This window comes from Corallococcus sp. CA041A, assembly GCF_003612075.1.
Lineage (GTDB): Bacteria > Myxococcota > Myxococcia > Myxococcales > Myxococcaceae > Corallococcus > Corallococcus exiguus.
Genome location: NZ_RAWF01000036.1, coordinates 1 through 18,603, shown reverse-complemented (window position 1 = coordinate 18,603; position 18,603 = coordinate 1). Strand labels below are relative to the sequence as shown.

The window sequence follows — 18,603 nt, the reverse complement described above, 5'->3', positions numbered from 1 at the left end:
GAATCTATTGGTGGCCCAGAACCCCAGCAAGCCGGATAGATTCCCCGGTGCCATGCCGCTCCGTGCCATCGCCGCCGCCCTGTCGTTGACGCTCTCCGTGGTCCCCTCCTTCGCCCGAGCCGCCACGACCGAACGGGCCGATGAGCTGCGCAACATCGCGAGTGCCCGGTCCCTGGGCATGGGCGGCGCCTACCGGGCCACCGGCATGGGTGCGGATGCACTCCTGGGCAATCCGGCGGCGATGGCGCTGTACCCGGCCTACCGCATCGAGGGTACGGGTGCGTACGACCCACGCAACAAGGAGGGCTTCCTGGGCCTCAGCCTGGCGGACTCCAGCAGCGGCCGGCTGGCGCTGGGCGTGGACTACCACTGGCTTTCGCTGGGACGTGGCGGAGGGCGTACGTCCGCGAACCTGAGCACGCTGGGCGCGGCGTTGCCCCTGGGGCAGTCGCTGCTCATCGGCCTGTCGGGGCACTACCTGCGGCTGAATGGCCAGTCGCGCTTCGCCAACTCCATCACGATGGACGCGGGCATCCTCGTGCGGCTGAGCGAGCAGCTGTCGCTGGGCGTGTCGGGGAACAACCTCATCGACACGGACAACGTGGAGCTGACGCGCTACTTCTCCGCGCACGCGGCCTACGTGGGGCAGGCGGTGGTGGTGGCGTTCGACATGCGCGGGGACTTCGAGACGCGCGACTCGACGGTGCTCACGTACAACACCGGCGCGGAGTACGTCTTCGACCAGACGATTCCGCTGCGCGTGGGCTACACGTACGACGGCTTCCAGAAGATATCGCGCGTGACGGTGGGCGCGGGCTTCCTGTCGCCCGGCGGCGGCGGCTTGGACCTGGCGTACGAGCACGACCTGGGCGGGCTGAACGGGCGCGTGCTGTCGCTCACGCTGCGGCTGCTGGTGAACTGAGGCGCTTCCAGGCGAAGCCGCTCTAACGTCCGCGGCCCGCTTCGGCGGCGTCGCGCAGGGCGAGGTAGCGCTCGGAGGCGGCGAAGCGGACCAGCTCCTCCAGCTCTGAATCGTTGGGGCGGCGGGCCCGGAGCACGGTGAGCGAGGGCCCGGGGCCTCCGCAGGCGACGAGCCCCGCGCGGTTGGCGGAGTCGCGCGCGGCGGCGACGAGCAGGTTCGCGTCGAAGTCTCGGGTGCCGGGCTCCATCAGCAGGGCGGCGCGCTCCAGGGCCCTGGGGGACAGGGACTCGCGCACCACGCGAGCGTCGTCGCCAGCGTCCTTGGGGTTCTTGAGGACGGAGGACAACAGTGCGAGCGCGCGCAGCAGGTGGTCCTTGCGCAGGGCGCGCAGGGCGAGCAGGTCCGGTGACAGCGAGAACAGCGCGCGGCCGGCGTGGAAGCGCAGCTCGGCGTTGGTGGGGGGCTGCTGCACGAGCTGCCGGCCCACGACGAGGCGCGGGGCGGAGGTGTGCAGCGGGGTGATGTTGGCGCTGTCGTCGTCGCCCGCGACGAGCTCCGGCAGGGGCACGCCCAGCAGGCGCGCGGTGCTGTTCAGTGCGTCGAGCACTGCGGCTGCGCCCGGGCCAGAGGAGGCGCGCAGGGGCTCCGTGGTGTTGGCGATGCGAGCGGGCGACGGGAACAGCCGGCACAGCGCGATGCCCACGCACGCGAGCAGCTCCCCGGACGGGGTGCGCAGGCCTGGGTGGCGCAGGCCGGCACGCTCCTGGTTGGTGAGGGGCGCGCGCAGTACGCGGGGCGCGGGGACTTCGCGGCCCTCCAGTGCGTCGGCGAGCTCGCGCATGAGCGCGGCGCGGGTGGAGTCGCCGCGCTGGTCGAAGTGGTCCACGAGGCCGCGGTAGGGCTTCGGGTCGAGCGGGCTCTCGCGCACGAGCTTGAAGACGATGGGCTCCGCGGAGGTGGAGTCCGCGGGGGGCTCGACGTCCGGGACGGCGGCGGGCGTCTCGCGGGTCTCGGTGGAGCCGACGGTGGGGCGGCCACTGGCCTGGGGACGCGTGGGGGCGGGGCCGGAGACGGTGCCTTCGGGACGGCCGGCGCGGTGGATGCGGCGCACCGGGTCCATGCGGCCAGGAGGCGCTTCCCACGCGATGACGCTCGTGGCCTCCACGGGCCCGGCGCCGAGCTCCTGGGCGTCCTCGTCTTCGTCCTCCGAGGGAATCTGGCTGAGGAGCGGGATGTCGGGCGGAGCTTCGGGAGCGCCGCGGCCCTTCGCGGGAGGGACGACGGAGCGCGAGGCTCCGGCCATGGCGCGCGGCGCGGGGGCTGGAGGTTCCACGCCACTGGCGGACAGCGGCGCGCGGGGGGCGGCGGGGGGCTCCACGCCGCTGGCGGATAGAGGGACCCGGGGCGCGTGTCCGGCGCGCGGGGCGCGTTCCACGCGGGACGGGGCTTCGCGGACCTGCGTGCCCGCGTTCTTGGAGGAGCGGGCGTGGTCCTCGGGGGTGGGCGCGGCGGTGGCGGCCTTGCGCGACGCTGGGGCTTCGGGCTCCGCGTCCGGCGGGAGCGATGCTCCGAAGGCCGTGGTCATTTCGCGCGGAGGCGCCGTGGCGGCTCGCGGCTTGCGGTCGGGCGCGGAGGCTGCGGCGTCCGGTGTCGGGCCGGGTTCCTGGGCCGAGCCGCCGCGAGACGGCTTCGCGGCCCGAGACATGCCGCTGGGAGCGGGGGCGGACTCCGCGAGGGAGACAGGGCTCTCCGCTGGCGCCTTCGCGGCGCGACGAGGGGGCTCCGCTTCTTGCGATGTGCTCGCGACCGAGACGTGACGGCCGGACGGCGCCTTCGGCTGGCGCGTGGCGTCCGCGCTGGATGCCGTTGCACCTACGGGAGCGTGACGACCGGACGGAGTCTTCGGCTGGCGCGTGGCGTCCGCGCCCGGCGCTGAGCTACCAACCGGCGCGTGGCTGCCGGACTGGACCTTCGACTGGCGTGCGACTTCCGTAGGGACCGGTGCGGTTCCTACCGGCGCATGACGTCCCGAGGGCGCCTTGGGTTGCCGAGGTGCTTCCGTGGAGGACGATGCGGCGCCTACTGGAGCGTGACGTCCCGAAGGGGCCTTGGGCGGGAGGTCGACCTCCGCGCCCGGCACGGTGTCCGCGAGGGAGACAGGGCTTCCCACCGGAGCCTTCCCGGATGCGGGGCGACGCTGCGCTTCTGTTCCCTGGGCGGTGTCTCCTACCGACGCGTGCCGTCCTGACGGAGCCTTGGCGGCGCTCGCGACCGGAGCATGGCTTCCCGAGGGGGCCTTCCCAGGCTGCGATGCGGATGGAGACGCTCCCGCGCCTCGCTCTGACTCCTTCCGCGACGCGCGCTCAGCCGTGTCACTCCGAGCCCCCGCGCGCCCTCGCTTCTTGTTGCCAGGAGCCGCTTCGAGTTCCTCGCCCGCCGTGTTCGTCGAGCCGACTTGCGCTCCCGCGTTGCCGCGTCCCTTACGCGAAGCCGCGCTGGCTCCTGAAGCCCCGGCCGAACGCTTCTCCGATGCGTTGGCGGACGCGGCCTCCTCCGCCTGGAGCAGCGACGGGACATCCGTGTTGGATGTCACCTCGTCGGACAGGTCCTTGCGCTGTTTCGCAGCAGGCACCCGGCCCGTGGCGACCGGCGGAGCGACGAGCACCGACGGCGGCGGCACCCCGCCAGCCTGCGAGGACGCCGGACGCGTGGGCTCCGGCGACGGCGGACGGGCGCGCTGCTCGCGGGACTTGCGCAGACTGTCGGCGCGGCGCGCGTAGAGGCGGGCCTTCTCGGTGTTGTTCAGCACCTCGCGGCAGAAGAGCGCGAGCCGCTCCCACGTGTGCTGTCGCTCCTCGTCCTCCTCCGTCGCGGTGGCCGCGTTCTCCAGCGCCCAGGCGGCTTCGCCAAATTGCTCGCGCTCGGTGCAGCGGTCGGCGAGCAGCAGCCAGGCTTCCTTGTGCCCCGGCTCGAAGCGCACGGCCTGGCGCAGCTCCGCCAGGGCCGCGCCCGCGTCGCCCATCGCCTCCAGTGTGGCGATGCGCTCCAGGTGCGCCTTGCGCGCGGCCGGCCCCCGAGGCTCGCGGGCGAGCTGCGCGTGCAGCAACGCACTCAGCGCGGGCAGGTCTCCCAGGCGGCGCGCGAGCGCCAGCAGGTGCTCCCGGGGTTGCTCATTGTCCGGGCTCTCCGCGAGCACTTCCGCCCAGGCCCACTGCGCGATGCGCAGGTCTCCCAGGGACTCCTCCGCGGTCTTCGCGAGCACCCGCAGCGCCTCCAGGCGATCCGGCGCGCGGCGCGGCGCGGCGGCACAGGCGGCGCGCAGCCGCTCGACCTGGGCGAAGCGCTCGTCGTCGGAGACGCTGCGCACCAGCCCCGCGAGCACGGGCAGCATTCCGGCCACGAGCGCATCCGCCGCCTCGAAGTCCTCGCGCGCCTTCGCGGGGTTGCCCATGTTCAGCTGCCGCTCGCCTCGAGTCAGCAGGGCCACGGCGCGGGCCCGCGAGGTCCTCGCCCGGGAGATCGCGTCATCGAGCGCACGGCGCACGAGCGAGGCGTCCTCCCGCTGCGACAACAGCCGGACCTGTTCACGCAACGCGGTGCGCTCACCGGTCAGCTCGACGATCTCCCGGTACATGCGCGCGGCGCCCGCGGAGTCCTGGAGCTCGTTCTCCATCACCTCCGCGAGCCGAGTGAGGGCTTCGGCGCGCTCGGGTGCGTCCTTCGCGCGGTCCGCGCGCTTGAGGTACAGCTGGGCCAGTTCGCGCCAGGCACTGCGCGCGATGAGCTGGGCCTCCTGACGCTGGGACTGGGCCCGCTCCGAGCCCTCGTCCGCGGTGCGTGCCGAAGCAGGTGCATCCGAAGCCGGGGACTCGGAGGGCTTCACCGAGGGGACGCGCGTGGAGTCGCGCCGGGGCGCGGCGGGGGCGGCCTGCGCGGTGGAATCCGCCTGCGGGAAGACGACTTCCGAAGTCGATTCCTCCTCGTCGAACGCGGGCTTCGAAGTGGCGGGGACCAGCACGGAAGCCCGTCGCGGAGCGGATGGCTTCCCATCACGGGACTGCGTTGACGCGGAAGCGCCCTTCTCCGCTTCGGCACGCTCGGGCGGGATGATCTCCGAGGTCGCCTCGTCGTCGTCGAACGCCATCGCTGGCGCACCCGGCACCAGCACCGCGACAGGCGAACGCGACTCCATCCGCTCCGATGCCGACGCGTCAGGAGCGGAGGTCTTCGAGGGTGCCGCCGTTATCGCAGCCGGGGTCTCCTCGGATGGATTCCGTGGCGCGGGCTTTTCGTCGAGTGCGGCATCGGCAGGCGGCGCGTCCTCGAGCTTCTTGCCGAAGACCTGCGTCGACTCGAATACCGGCGAGGCGGGTGGCGCGGCAGCAGGCGTCGACACCTCAACCTTCTCATCGGGTGTCCGCACCGCATCCGACGACGACGCTTCGGTCGTCGACGCAACGGCCTTCACTTCGGACGCTGCCGCCGTGTCCGGGAGCAGTGGCGTCTGCGTCTCACTCGAGGATGCTGCTCCACCGACGTGCTCGGCAGCCTCCGCTGACGACGGTGCCGTTTCGATGCGCTCAGGCGCCTTTGCCGAGCCCGACAACATCAATGCGCTCAACGCCGCGATGACGTGATCAGGCACGGTCGCGGAGGGCGGTGCACTTGACGGTGCGACGACGGACGCGGACGAATCCGAGGCGTTCCCTGACGACGAAGCGTTCGATTCGCCAGCAGCGCTCTCCACCCGTGGCGCTTCATCCACGGCCGACGATGCACCCGAGGCCGCAGCGGCTGACGCCGGAATGTCAGACGCCCCCACGACCGCGGCGCCAGGGCGCACCGTGTCCGGTGCCTCCTCGCCAGCCTCCTGCTCGACGACCACCGGCTCCGGAACGGTCCTCGCGCCCCTCGGCGGCGTCACCACCCGGGCCTTGCCCGGCCCGTCGTCATCCCAGGGGAACTCCGGCCCTCGCGACGCCGGCCGTGCCTGTTCCGCCCACTCACCCAGCGGGACCTGCACCGTGGCGGCCCGGGGAGCCCACGCTGGCGCGGCCGGCACCGAAACCACCGGCATCTCCACCACCGTGTTGCCCAGCTCTGGATCCGACAGCGCCAGCGCGGACACCTCCACGGTCTTCGTCCGGGACTCCTCGTCCTCCGCCAGGAGCTGCGGCGACGGCACCGACTTCGCCTTCGCCACCCGCTCGCGCAGCACGTCGAGCACGAAGCGGGCCCTGGCGTCGTCGGGCGCGTCCATCAACAACCCGTTGAGCACCGCCGCGGCGCGCGCTTCCTGTCCCGTGCGCCGCAACACCCGCGACAGCTGACGGCGGACCTCGCGGCGCACCTCGCCCCGCTCCGTCACCATCGCCGCGTCCAGCAGGGTGATGACCGCGCGCTCCGTGCCCGCCTTCAGCGCGCACCGGACCAGCACCGCCGCGAGCCGGGGCGTCATCGGAAGAGAACGGCTGGCGGACACCAGGCCGGAATACGCCCGCGCCGCCTGCCCCTCCTGGAGCAGCCGAGCAGCGTCCCGGCAGATCCGGGCCACCGCGCCTCGCACGTCCTCTCCTCGCGAGCCCAGCTCCGGTCCGCGAAGGGAGGGCTCCGGCGTCCGTGGGCCCTTGCCGTGTCTCCCGCCACCCATGAAGCCCCCAGTCTACACACGATGCGCGCGACGGGGGCATCCTGTCCGCCAGCACAGGGCCCGGGTTTTCCAGGTTCTCAGGACGCGTCCGCGGCCACGATGGGCCCCTCCGGAATGCGCACGCCCGCCGACTCGAAGAACGCCCGCATGTCGTCCGGCACCGGCGCCTCCAACCGCAGCGGCTGGCCCGTGCGCGGATGCCCCAGCTCCAGCGCGTGCGCGTGCAGCAGGCAACGCGGCGCCATCAGGCCCCCCGCGCTCCCCTCGCCGCCATAGCGCGAGTCCCCCAGGATGGGGTGCTCCAGCGCCGTCAGGTGCGCCCGGAGCTGGTGCGTGCGGCCCGTCCGGGGCAGCAGCTCCACCAGGCTGAACGCCTCCCCCGCGAACAGCGTCCGGTAGTCCGTCCACGCGGGCACGCCATTGGCCGCGCGGGTCGCCCGCCAGCGCCCCGGCCTCGACGGGTCCTTCGACAGGGGCAGGTCCACCGTACCGCCCGCCGGAAGTCCCGGACCCGTCGCCGCGAGGTACCGCTTGCGCGCGGTGCCCTCCCGGAACGCCTCGGCCAGCGCGGAGGTGGCGGCGGCCGTCTTGCCGAACACCGTCACCCCGGAGGTCTCCCGGTCCAACCGGTGCACCAACCCCGCCTGCCGACCCAGGTACTCACTCACCAGGTCCACCAGGCTTCCGCCCACGCGGCCTTCCGTGGGCTGCGCGTTCAGGCCCGCGGGCTTGTCCACCGCGATGACGTCCGCGTCCTCGAACAGCACGCGCAGGGGGACCGTGGGCTTCGGGACCTCCAGCGGGCTCTGCCCTGCCTCCTCCAGCACCACCGTCACCACCTGCGCGGCCTGGAGCTTCACGGCCCCGTCCCGCGCGCGCCGCCCCGCCACGTACACGGCGCCCACGTCCACCAGCCGCCGCACGTCCGCCACCGGCAGCGCCAGCTCCGCCGCCACCGCCTCCACCAGGGCCCGCCCCACGTGCGCCCCTTCCGCCCGGAACGTCCGGCGCTTCATCGCGCGCCGCCCCTTTCGAGGAGGGACTCCAGGGGGGCATGCGGCCGGGCAACGAAGGCAGAGGACATGGCGAGACACTCTATGCGCGTGCTCCCTGCCGTGACGCGGGCTTCCTGTTACCTTCCGCGCCGCCATGGACCGCCCCCTGCTCTCCGTCCGGTCGCGGCTGGATGATTTCCTCGCCGAGCTGGCCACCCTCCAGTACCGCTACGGCGCCGGACTCTCCCCGGACCTCCCTGTCGCACGCCTCTACGCATCCTTCCCGGAGCTGTCCTCGCCGGAGACCTTCGCCGCCGCCAACGAGGCGCTCGCCCGTGCGCAAGGCAAGGACGACCCCGTCGCCGTCCGCCGCATCCGGCTGGTGCGCGAGCTCATCGCCACCCAGGTGGAGGAGTCGCTCGCCCTGCCCGCGGCGGACGCCGTCGTCGCGTTGGAGGCCCGCTCCCACATCCCCGCGGACGACACGACGCTGTCCCTCGCCCAGGCCCTGTCCCAGATTCCGCGCGAGTCCAACCGCTCCCGCCGCGCCCTCCTGGAGCGCGGCGCCGGCAACTTCCTCTGGGACCACCGGGGTCCCTATGGAGACCGGCGCGACGCCACCCTCCAGGCCGCGGAGGTGCTGGGCTTCCCCGACTACCCCTCGCTGCGCCAGGACGTCACCGGCATCGACGCGGGCAAGCTGGCCGAGGCCGCGGAGGAGACCCTCAAGCGCACCGAGGACGCCTACCGCGACGTGCTGGCCTACGTGCTGCGCAAGCTGGAGCCCACCCTGCGCCCGCTGCCCGGCGGCGAGGCGCGGCGCCATGACGTGCAGCACGCCCTGCGCGCCCCGTGGATGGACGCGCACTTCCGCCGCGAGGACACCGTCCCCGCCGTGATGCGCTGGCTGTCCGACTGGGGCCTCCACCCCGAGGCCGGCGGCCGCATCCGCCTGGACGACGAGTCCCGCCCCGGCAAGGCGTCACGCCCCTTCGTCGCCGCCGTGCGCGTGCCCGACGAAATCCGGCTGGTCGTCCAGCCCCGCGGCGGCATGGACGCGCTGGGCGACCTGCTCCACGAGCTGGGCCACGCGTGGCACCTGGCCCACGTGGACGCGGACGCCCCCATGGAGCTGCGCCGCCTGGGCGACGCCTCCGTGACGGAAGCGTACGCCGCCACCTTCGAGCGGCTGCTGTTGTCCCCGCCCTGGCTCAAGCGCTACCTGGGCCTGCCGTCCGGCACGACGAAGGACGTCGTGCGCATGGGCGCCTTCCAGGCCCTGGCCGTGCTGCGCCGCCACTGCGCGAAGCTGTCCTACGAGCTGTCGCTCAGCACCAAGGGCGCCTCCGCCGACCGCGCGGACGAGTACGCCGACGGCCAGCGCCGCGCACTCTTCGCGCAGCCGCACCCGGGCTTCTTCCTGCACGACGTGGACTCGCAGCTCTACGTCACCCGCTACCTGCGGGCGTGGGCCCTGGAGACCCGGCTCACCGCGCACCTGCTGGAGCGGTTCAACGAGGACTTCTGGCGCAACCCCTCCGCCTTCACCTGGCTCAAGGGGCTTTTCGCGCGCGGCGGTGCCGCCGACGCGGAGGGACTGGCCACGGAGGTCTCGGGCACGCCGCTGGCGCTGCCCGAGGCGGGAGCGCGCCTCGTGGCCATCCTCAACCAGTAGGGAGTACGGCCCCCTACTTCTTCTTGGCGCGCAGCGCGCGGACGATCTTGTCCTTCGCCGCGTTGGCCGGGGCCTCGCGGGTGGGGACCGCGGCGGGCGCCTTGGTGGCCTTGGCCGCCGTGCGCGCGCGCATCGCCTTCATCAGCTGCATCTCGATGACGAGCAGCTCATCCGCCAGCTCCGCGTTCGCACCCGCGGCGCGGGGCAGCGGCGCGCTCTTGCTGGGAGCGCCCGCGCCATGGCGCATGCGCAGGGCCTTCTCCTCCTCGGCCGTCAGCGTGGTGGACTTCTCCAGCGCCGCCTTGACCTCTTTCGCGGTCAACGTGCTACTTCCGACCTTGCGCTCCATCTCCGCTCCCTTCGTTGTGCACGCCTGAACACCCGAGCATGTCAGATGCGTCTGGGCCGCAACCGACGAGGATTGTAGAGGACGCAAGAGGGCCGTCAAAATTTCTTCCAACAGGCCGCTGCCAGTCTGTAGCGACCCGCCCCACCCGCTACAGCTACAGGTGCATCCCCAGACCCAGGAACGTGGAGCGCAAGCTCTGTCGCTCCCCGGAGAAAGGGGAGCCCCTGGCGGAGAAGTTCTGGTAGCGCGCCTCGGCGGAGAGGAAGAGGTTCTCTCCCAGCTCCACCCCCACGCCGCCGCACAGCTCGAAGCCCAGCTGGAGCACCCGGCTGCCCAGCGCGTCCGGGGCCACCGGCTGGGGGCGTGAGTGGGGCACCAGCATGCTGGCCCCCACTCCCAGGAAGGGCCGCACCCGGGTGTCCCCCAGGGGCACCACGCGCACGGACATGGGCGTCACCTCCGTCAGGTGCCGGCTGGACGCCAGGTGGCCGCCCACCTCCAGCACCGCCCCCGGCTTGCGGTACGCCCAGCCCAGGCCCGCGCTGTAGCCCACCGTGCGCACCTTTTCCGCGTCGCCCTGGAGCACGTAGGCCCCCAGCGGTGCGACGGTGATGCCCAGGTTGCGGACGGGTTCGGCGAGGGCCGGGGTCGCCAGGAGTGCGAGCCCGGCACATGCCAGGGGGAGGGCGGAGCGGAACATGGCCTCCCGTGAGAGCAAGGCCAGGGCCAGGGGGATTCCCCAGCAGCGTCAGGCACTTGCGGGAAGGCCCGGGCGGGGGCGGCGGCCCGTGCAGGACACGGCCGTCACAGCCCCCGAGGGCCGCGCTCCCCTCCCGAGCCGCCAGGCCGGAAACCGTAGGGCTTCCAACGGCCTGGAGGCTCGGATGAGCGCAGCGGGGTTGAGTCAGTTGCCCTCGGCCTCGTCTTCCGGCTCGGGGGCGCCGGCCGCGGCGCCTGGAGTGGCGGGTGAGTCCCCGGCCTTGGTGCGCGGGATGCCGAAGTGGTCCATGGCGTCCGCGATGCCCTGGGGCTTGTCCGCGTCCGGCAGGAAGTCCTGGGGCGGCTGCAGCGCGGGGTCCTTGCCAATCTCCGTCAGGGAGGACTCCAGCGTCATACGCAGCTCCGCGGCCTCCGGGGTCTTCTCCTGGGGCACGCCGATGCGCCCGTCCAGCCGGGCCTTGAGGACGACGGAGGTCACCGAGTCCACCAGCACCTCGCCCTCCAGCGAGCGCGGCAGCCGGTGCGAGAAGAAGTTGGCGCGGCGCTTTGTCGTCTCGTCCGCGTTCTTGGGCGTGAAGGCGGCGGGCATCTTCTTCGGCGTGCCGCCCTCCAGGGGCGAGCCCAGGGACACGTTGTACTTCCACGCGGTGCGCCCCTCGTGGGTGACGGTGCCCGCGGGGGTGAGCTTGATGCGGCCCTGGAAGAGGCTGTCGAAGTCGCGGATGGCGCCCGTCAGCTCCGTGCGGGTGCGCTCGGCCATGCCTCGGTCGCGCAGGCGCTGGCGGTACGGGCCGTAGCGGTTGCGGGCGAACACCTGCCCCTTCACGCGCATCACCTCCAGGCCCTGGTCCCGGGAGTTCTCCAGGACGCCGTGGAAGTCGCCGTTGACGCCCCCGGGGCCCGCGCGGAAGGAGCGCGTCTCCGTGAGCTTCACGGGGTTGTTCCCGTTGGGGCCGGCCCACTCGTAGCTGAGGGTGGACTGGAAGAAGTGCGGGCCCAGCCGCTCGGTCACCTCCGCGGCGTCCATGCCCAGGATGCGGCGGGAGACCTGGGGGTTGTCCGCGACGTCCTCCGGCGGCAGCTTCTCCTTCGCCGAGGCCACCACCTTCGGAGGGTCCTCCGCCGAGAAGATGCGGGCCTTGGCCGCCTTGTCGACGGGGTCTGAGCAGCCAGTGGCTGCCAGGACCAGGGCGAGGGCGGCGGACTTCGACAGACTTCTCACGGAACCTCCACGACCACGACGGCGGGGGCGGCAAGTTACGTGGGGGGGACAGGAGCGGCAAGCGGTGGCTTGCGTGCGGCCGTGCAAGGGATAGAACGCCCAACCCATGCAGAACCTGCGAGACAAGTTGTTGAAAGCGGGCCTCGTCTCCGAGGAGGAGGCCAAGAAGTCCGACTCCACGCCCTCGGCGCCAAGGCGCCAGGAGGACAGCCGGGGGAGCGCTCCACGCGCCCCGGCCCCTCGCGGACGTGATGAGAATCGGACAGCCGGAGGCCCGCCGCGCCGTGATGACCGCGGAGGTCCGCCGCGCCGCGAGGGCGGTGGCGGTCCGCCGCGAGGCGCCGGAGGTCCCCCGCGCCACGGTGCGGGCGGTCCGCCGCGTCAGGGCGGCGGAGGCTTCCGGGGCGGTCCCCAGGGAGGGTTCGGCGCGAACGCGCGTCCGGGCACGCCCACGGAGAAGCCCATCCCCAAGCTGCCGCCCATGCCGGGCTCCAAGGCCTACCAGCGCGCCGAGTCCAAGAAGCAGGTGGAGCTGGACCGCGCCCTGCGCGAGCTGGTGCTCGGCGCCCAGGTGCCCCAGGAGCCGGGCGAGACGGCCTTCTACTTCATGACGCGCAAGGGAAAGCTGCGCCGCATGGAGCTGAGCCCCGCCCAGGCCAAGCAGCTGGAGGACGGCGAGCTGGGCGTGGTGGAGCGTCCGGAGCCCGCGCAGATCGAGCACTCGCTGGTGCCCTCCGCCGCGGCCGAGCAGATGTACGCGCTGTCCGCCAAGGCCGTGCGCTTCTTCAACCGCAAGGAGAACCCCGTCGGCTTCATGAACGACGAGGAGCTCAAGGCGCAGCAGGCCGCCGAGGCCTCCGGCACCGCGCCGGAAGTCGCCGACGAGCCCGAAGCCTCCGCGGAAGGTGCCGAGGAGGGCGAGGCGTCCGCCGAGGCCACCGCGTCCGAGCCGTCGTCCGAGTCCCCTGGCGAGCCTGCCTCCGAGCCGAACGGCGAAGGCAGCCCCCAGTCCTGATGTTCCTTCCCGTGCCCTCCCCTCCTTCCCATCCGGGAGCGAGGGGAGGCGCGGCTTCCACCGGACGTCCGCGCTCGCCTCAGCCGAACGCGTCGATGCCGGTGATGGCCTTGCCCAGCACCAGCGTGTGCACCTCGTGGGTGCCCTCGTAGGTGAAGACACTCTCCAGATTCAGCATGTGGCGCACGGGCGGGTAGTCGTCCGTGATGCCATTGGCCCCGTAGATGCTCCGGGCCACGCGGGCGATGTCGAGCGCGCTCTTCACGTTGTTGCGCTTGGCCAGGCTCACCATCACGGGGTTGCTCTTGCCCTCGTCCTTGAGGCGCGCGAGCCGCAGGCTCAACAGCTGCGCCTTGACGATCTCCTGGAGCATGTCCGCCAGCTTCTCCTGCGTGAGCTGGTAGCCGGCGATGGACTTGCCGTCGAACTGCGTGCGGGACAGCGCGTATTCGCGCGCGCCCTCGAAGCACGCGATGGCCGCGCCCGTCACCGCGAACGCGATGCCCGCGCGCGCATTGTTGAGGCACGACAGCGGACCGCGCAGGCCCACGACGCCGGGCAGCACGTTGCGGTCCGGCACGCGCACGTCCTGGAAGGACAGCTCGCTGGTGCGTGACGCGCGCAGGGAGAACTTGCCGGGAATCTCCCGCGCGCTGAAGCCGGGCATCCCCTTCTCCACCAGGAAGCCGCGCACGGACTCCGGGCCGCCGTCGTCCGTCTTGGCCCACACCACCGCGACGTCCGCGATGGAGCCGTTGGTAATCCACGCCTTGGTGCCGTTGAGCACCCAGCTGTCGCCGTCCTTCCGGGCGCGGGCGCGCATGCCGCCGGGGTTGGAGCCGAAGTCGGGCTCGGTGAGGCCGAAGCAGCCGATGAGCTGTCCCTTCGCCATGCCCGGCAGGAAGCGCGTCTTCTGCTCCTCGCTGCCGAAGGCGTGGATGGGGAACATGCAGAGCGAGCCCTGCACGGACGCGAAGCTGCGCAGGCCGGAGTCACCGCGCTCCAGCTCCTGCAACACCAGGCCATAGCTGACGGTGTTCATGCCCGCGCAGCCGTAGCCCTGGAGGTTCGCGCCCAGCACGCCCAGCTCCGCCAGGCCCGGGATGAGGTGCGCGGGGAAGGTGCCGTCGCGGAAGTGCTTGCCGATGATGGGCAGCACCTCCGCGTCCACGAAGCGGGCCACCGCGTCGCGAGCGGCCTTCTCCTCGGCGGACAGCAGGTCGTCGATGCGGAACAGGTCGGTGATTTCGGCGCGGGGCATGGCGGCGAGCTTGACGTCGCCATGCGGGAGCCGTCAAACCACCGGTGCCTCAGTGCGTCGCGGGCGCGAGCGCTTCCAGGTCCGCGTCGCGCATGAAGTTGACCAGCGGACCGTCGATCTTCCGCTGGCCGTTCACCACCACGGTGGGCTTGAGGAAGAAGCTGTTGTTCCAGTTGAAGTCATACAGCGCCTGTTCGGCGGTGTCGTTCCAGCTCCCATCCATGCGGCCGTCGTAGTACCCGAGCTTGTGCAGCACGCGCTTCACGACCTTCGCCGTCTCCTTGTCGAGCGAGATGAGGTCCGACGCGTACGGCGCCGCGACGCCCGCCTGGTAGCGGTTCATCTCCACGTCCAGCTCCTTCAGCGCGTGCTTGCTGCCGTGCACGACGGCGTCCGCGAGCACCTTCGTGTAGAAGACCGCTTCGTTCTCCGAGCTCCAGACGCGGATGACGCCGGAGCGCTCGCCGTTGTTGTCACCGCCCACCCTGGCCCCCGCCTTGAGCGACGCGAGCAGCCGCTGCGGCAGGCTGCCCGTGGCCTGCTGGAAGCCCGTCGCCATGGCGGCGCAGATGGTGGCGGTGGTCTGGTTGTTGGCCTGGACCACGAAGGTCGCGCCCTTCACCGCGCAGCGCTGCGAGGCGCTCTCCGCGCCGGTCCGCTGGCCCACCGTGATGGTGCCGTCGGGATTGAGCTTCACCGCGGCGAGCTGCCGGTAGTCCGCGTACGGATCCACGGTGAACACGTAGTCGACGGCGGCCTGGGCCGTGTCGCCCGCGTCGGTGCGGGCGATGATCGCCTCGGCGTCATCCACCGAGGGATAGAACATGGAGGCCACCGCCACGTCCGGACGGCCGTAGGGCACCAGGCCACTGATGCCCGAGGGGAAGGAGATGCTGGCCACGCCGCACGACTTCTCCACGGCGTCGCACGCGACGATGGCGCGCGTGCCCAGGAGGCGCGGGTTGGCGCGGCCGGTGGGCGCCGCCGCGAGGGCGGACGTGGACGCGAACATCAGGCAGGAAGCGGCCAGCAGGCCACGCGTGAAGGACTTCATGTGCAGGGAACTCCGATGCAGTGGTTGATGTCTGGAAGAGTCCCCGGAAGCGCAATTGATGCATTTCGCCATGCACCTTCCGCCCGGTCCCGCGCGCAGGGCCCTATGCTGTCCGGCCATGGCAAACGAGACGACGAAGAGCGTGGTGGTGACGGGCGCCAGCCGGGGCATTGGCCGCGCGGTGTCCCTGGCGTTCGCGCGCGAGGGCTACGACGTCTGGGCGATGGCGCGCTCTGCGGAGTCGCTGGAGGCGCTGCGCAAGGAAGGCGGCGAGCGCATCCGCACGCTCACCGTGGACGTGGCGGATGAGTCCGCGTTGCTCGCGGCGTGCAAGACCGTGCTGGCTGCGGGCACGCCCCGGGTGCTGGTGAACAACGCGGGCATCACCGTGTCCGCGCCGCTGACGAAGACGTCCACGGCGGACCTGGCGAAGGTGATGGCCGTGAACGTGACGGCGCCCTTCCTGCTGTGCCGCGAACTGATGCCGGCGATGGCGTCCGCGGGCGGCGGCCGGGTCATCAACATCGGCTCCATCACCGCGACGCGCGGGGCGAAGTACACGTCCGCGTACTGCGCGTCCAAGCATGCGCTGCTGGGGCTGACGCGCGCGCTGTCGGTGGAGTACGCGCGCAAGAACGTCACCGTGAACATCGTGAACCCGGGCTGGGTGGAGACGGACATGTTCGCGGGCGCGACGGCCGCCATCACCAAGACGACAGGCCGCAGCGAGGAACAGGCCCGCGAGGCCCTGGCCGCGATGAGCGCCATGGGCCGCATCATCCAGCCGGAGGAGGTGGCCGCGATGTGCCTCTTCCTCGCGTCGGAGGCGGCGGCGCCCATCACCGGCGCGGCCTACGCCATCGACGGCGGCGAGGCGGCGTAGCGCCGGGCTCCCGCGCGCCGGGCCGTCACGTGCCCGGCGTCACCGTTCGAGTGGAGCGATACACCGTGTGGCATCGCGAGCTCCCGCGCGCCGGGCCGTCACATGCCCGGCGTCACCGCGCGAGTGGGACGATACGCCGTGCGGTATCGCGGGCTCCCGCGCGCCGGGCCGTCACTGGCCTGACGCCTTCACGGCGTCACAGGCGGTACTGCTCCACGATGTTGCTGACCTCGTGGGACGCGGTGGTGAGGCGCGCGGCGGCCACGGCGCTCGTGGCCACGCGCTCCACCGTCTCATCCGCCAGCCGCGTCAGGTCGCTCAGCGCGGCGAACAGCTCCGCGATGCCCGCGTCCTGCTGGCTCACCATGTCCGCGATGCTCTTCACGGACACGCTGTTGTTCTGGATGACCTCGGCCAGCGCTCGCAGGCTCTCTCCCGCCGCGCGCGCCTGCTCCAGGCCACCTTCCACCTCGCGCGTGCCGCCCTCGCTCGTCTGCACCGCCTCGGAGATGGCGCGGCCGATGTCCGCCAGGATGGACTGCACGCGCGCTGTCGCCGTCGCGGACTGGTCCGCAAGGGAGCGCATCTGCCGGGCCACCACCGCGAACGCCCGGCCCGCCTCGCCGCTGCGCGCCGCCTCGATGGCCGCGTTCAACGCGAGCACGTTGGACTGGTCCGCCAGGTCCTTCACCGTGCCGGTGATGTCGCCCACCTGCCGCGTGCTCTGCCGCAGCTCCGACACCGTGTTGGAGATGCGCTCCACCTGCGAACGGATGTGCGTGAGCCCGCCCACGCTGCCCGCCACCGCGGACTCGCCCGCCTGCCCCACCGCGCCCGCCTTCTCCGCGTCGCGCAGCACGCCCGTGGCCCGCCGCGCAGCCGCCCGCGAGCTCTCCTGGAGCTGCCGCGCGGCGATCTGCGTCTGGTGCAGCGCCGCCGCCTGCCGCGTCACCGCCAGGTTCTGGTCCGACGCGGAGTTCGCCAGCTCCAGCGCCGTCGCCTCCAGCTCGTGCGCGGAGTTCTTCAGCGCCATCAGCACCGCGCGCAGCCGCGCCATCATGTCCCCGAAGGACAAGGCCAGCTGGCCAATCTCATCCTTGGAGTGGATGTCCAACGTGCTGCTGAAGTCTCCTTCCGCCACCACCCGCGCCGCCGCCGCCGTCAGCGCGCCCAGGGGCGCCATCATCCGGCGCACCAGCAGGAACACACCCCCGCCCGCAACCAGCGCCACGAACAGACCCAGCCCCAACACCTCCATCAGCGTGGCGCGCATCCGCGCCCACTCCGCCTGAGCGCCGCGCGCCAACACCAGCTCCAGGCCCTCGCCCACCTCCACCCGCGACACGTGCAGCGACACGCCGCCCACGTCCACCTCGGCGCCGTTCGCTCCGCCCGCACCCGCCGCGGCCAGCAGCGCCTTCGCCTGGACCGCGTGCACCGACCTCGCCACCAGCCGAGGCCCCGCGTGCAGCAACGCCTCCAGGTCCTCGCTCCCCTCGCCCAGACGGCGCAGCTCCTCTCCGCCCAGCTCCGCGCCCACCACGAGGAAGCCCACCGGCACGCCGTTGGACTGGAGCGGCTGCGCCACCGCGAACAGGGGCACGCCCGTGGCCGGCAGCACCACCTGTCCCTTCTGGCGCACCACCTTGTCGATGCCCGGCAGGGTCCGCTCACCGGAGGAGGCGAGCACCGTCCCGTCCACGCCCACCAGCGCCATCAGGTCCACGCCCAGCACCGTGCGGTGCTCGTTCAGCAGGGCGTCCGTCTCCGAATGGTCCTCCGCGAAGGCCGCCGTGAACGCGGGGTTGGCCGCCGCCACGCGCCCCAACTCCGTCAGCACGCGCAACTCCTGGTCCTTCAACGCCTGCCAGCGGGTCGCGTCCCGCGTCAGGGCGGAGGCCATTTCGGACTCCACGCGCGAGCGCAGCGACAACCCCATCAGCGTCACGGTCAACAGCGTGAGGGTGATGACAACGGCGGTAAGGGCCGCGGTCAGGCGCGCGGCAAGGCTGAGCGTCATACGCAACGGGTGCTCGGAGGGGGGAGGGAGACGCGAGGGGGAGCCCCCAGATTAACCTGGAAGATGAGAAGGATTGAAGTCCCTGTTCAGGGTGACTCCCCTCCGTCCGGGCGGACCCATCGCGTCGGGTCGGCGGTCAGGACCGACCTGTGGGGTTCATCATCCGCGCACTCTCAGCGCGTGACGCGGTGGGTAGACGTTCAGGCCGCCACGCGCAGTACGACAGCGGTGATGTTGTCGCGGCCACCGGCCTCGTACGCGGCGGTCACGAGCGCGTCACACGCGGCCTGGGCGGAGGGAGCGTGCAGCTGCTCCTTCATCACCTCTGGACCCAGGGGCTCATACAGGCCGTCCGAGCACAGGAGGAAGACATCCCCGGGCTGCGTCTCCAGCCACTGCACGGTGGGCTCCGCGTTCTCCGTGCCCAGGGCGCGGGTGATGAGGTGGCGCAGGTTGGCCGGATTGCCGGGCGGCTCGCGCCCCGCGGCGCGCAGCTCCTCGATGAGCGAGTGGTCGCGCGTGAGCGACTCCAGCTGGCCCTCGCGCAGGCGGTACAGGCGGCTGTCGCCCACATGGGCCACCGCCGCGCTGCGCTCCCCCACCGCGAGCGCCACCACAGTGGAGGCCATCTCCTTGAGCTTGCCCACGCGGCGCACGCGCAACGTGCGCTGGGCGAGCGCCGTGCACGCGGCCAGGTAGTTCTCCTCGCGACTTCGCGCGGGATCCACCGCGTCCGGCCAGGTGCCGTCGCGGTCGCGGTCCAGCCGGTCGCTGAACCCCGCGAAGGTGTCCACCACGCACTGGCTGGCGACCTCCCCGCCCTCCTGGCCCCCCAGG

At 72.4% G+C, this 18,603-nt stretch carries 13 protein-coding genes; 4 read left to right on the top strand and 9 right to left on the bottom strand.

Going from position 1 to position 18,603, the window contains the following annotated elements; genetic code table 11:
* The first annotated feature begins 52 nt into the window (after positions 1 to 52).
* On the top strand, positions 53 to 922 hold the full coding sequence (locus tag D7V77_RS09280) for a hypothetical protein (RefSeq protein WP_120575916.1): 870 nt from the start codon (positions 53 to 55) through the stop codon (positions 920 to 922).
* Between the two features lie 22 nt (positions 923 to 944).
* Here the strand turns inward: D7V77_RS09280 and D7V77_RS09275 are convergent, their stop codons facing one another.
* Positions 945 to 6,572 (bottom strand): lipopolysaccharide assembly protein LapB, encoded by a 5,628-nt coding sequence (locus tag D7V77_RS09275; RefSeq protein WP_147452025.1) that lies wholly within the window; start codon positions 6,570 to 6,572, stop codon positions 945 to 947.
* 77 nt (positions 6,573 to 6,649) lie between these two features.
* Complete coding sequence (locus tag D7V77_RS09270) at positions 6,650 to 7,588, bottom strand: RluA family pseudouridine synthase (RefSeq protein ID WP_120575914.1); 939 nt, start codon at positions 7,586 to 7,588, stop codon at positions 6,650 to 6,652.
* Between the two features lie 133 nt (positions 7,589 to 7,721).
* On the opposite strand from D7V77_RS09270, the gene D7V77_RS09265 reads away from it, so the two are divergent.
* Positions 7,722 to 9,242, top strand: coding sequence for a peptidase M3 (locus tag D7V77_RS09265; protein WP_120575913.1), 1,521 nt, complete (start codon positions 7,722 to 7,724; stop codon positions 9,240 to 9,242).
* A 13-nt stretch (positions 9,243 to 9,255) separates the two neighbouring features.
* On the opposite strand, the gene D7V77_RS09260 is transcribed toward D7V77_RS09265, so the two are convergent.
* The 3 genes from D7V77_RS09260 to D7V77_RS09250 form a co-directional block, all read right to left on the bottom strand.
* Positions 9,256 to 9,591, bottom strand: coding sequence for a hypothetical protein (locus D7V77_RS09260; protein ID WP_120575912.1), 336 nt, complete (start codon positions 9,589 to 9,591; stop codon positions 9,256 to 9,258).
* A gap of 154 nt (positions 9,592 to 9,745) precedes the next feature.
* Positions 9,746 to 10,291 carry a hypothetical protein gene (locus tag D7V77_RS09255; protein WP_120575911.1) on the bottom strand — a complete coding sequence of 182 codons (546 nt, stop codon included), beginning with the start codon at positions 10,289 to 10,291 and terminating at the stop codon, positions 9,746 to 9,748.
* Positions 10,292 to 10,495: 204 nt separating this feature from the next.
* Complete coding sequence (locus D7V77_RS09250) at positions 10,496 to 11,533, bottom strand: hypothetical protein (RefSeq protein WP_120575910.1); 1,038 nt, start codon at positions 11,531 to 11,533, stop codon at positions 10,496 to 10,498.
* A 106-nt stretch (positions 11,534 to 11,639) separates the two neighbouring features.
* Here D7V77_RS09250 and D7V77_RS09245 point away from each other — a divergent pair, with 106 nt between their 5' ends.
* On the top strand, positions 11,640 to 12,548 hold the full coding sequence (locus D7V77_RS09245) for a DUF2058 family protein (protein WP_120575909.1): 909 nt from the start codon (positions 11,640 to 11,642) through the stop codon (positions 12,546 to 12,548).
* 79 nt (positions 12,549 to 12,627) lie between these two features.
* On the opposite strand, the gene D7V77_RS09240 is transcribed toward D7V77_RS09245, so the two are convergent.
* Positions 12,628 to 13,809: an acyl-CoA dehydrogenase family protein gene (locus tag D7V77_RS09240; protein ID WP_120575908.1), complete on the bottom strand. Its 1,182-nt coding sequence runs from the start codon at positions 13,807 to 13,809 to the stop codon at positions 12,628 to 12,630.
* 49 nt (positions 13,810 to 13,858) lie between these two features.
* On the bottom strand, positions 13,859 to 14,863 hold the full coding sequence (locus tag D7V77_RS09235; RefSeq protein ID WP_120575907.1) for a DUF1028 domain-containing protein: 1,005 nt from the start codon (positions 14,861 to 14,863) through the stop codon (positions 13,859 to 13,861).
* Between the two features lie 118 nt (positions 14,864 to 14,981).
* Between D7V77_RS09235 and D7V77_RS09230 the strand changes: the two genes are divergently transcribed.
* Positions 14,982 to 15,746 (top strand): SDR family NAD(P)-dependent oxidoreductase, encoded by a 765-nt coding sequence (locus D7V77_RS09230; RefSeq protein WP_120575906.1) that lies wholly within the window; start codon positions 14,982 to 14,984, stop codon positions 15,744 to 15,746.
* Between the two features lie 196 nt (positions 15,747 to 15,942).
* Here the strand turns inward: D7V77_RS09230 and D7V77_RS09225 are convergent, their stop codons facing one another.
* Complete coding sequence (locus D7V77_RS09225) at positions 15,943 to 17,766, bottom strand: methyl-accepting chemotaxis protein (protein WP_120575905.1); 1,824 nt, start codon at positions 17,764 to 17,766, stop codon at positions 15,943 to 15,945.
* Positions 17,767 to 17,966: 200 nt separating this feature from the next.
* Positions 17,967 to 18,603, bottom strand: a 637-nt coding sequence (locus D7V77_RS09220; RefSeq protein ID WP_139924225.1) for a PP2C family serine/threonine-protein phosphatase, incomplete at its 5' end; no start/stop codon positions are given.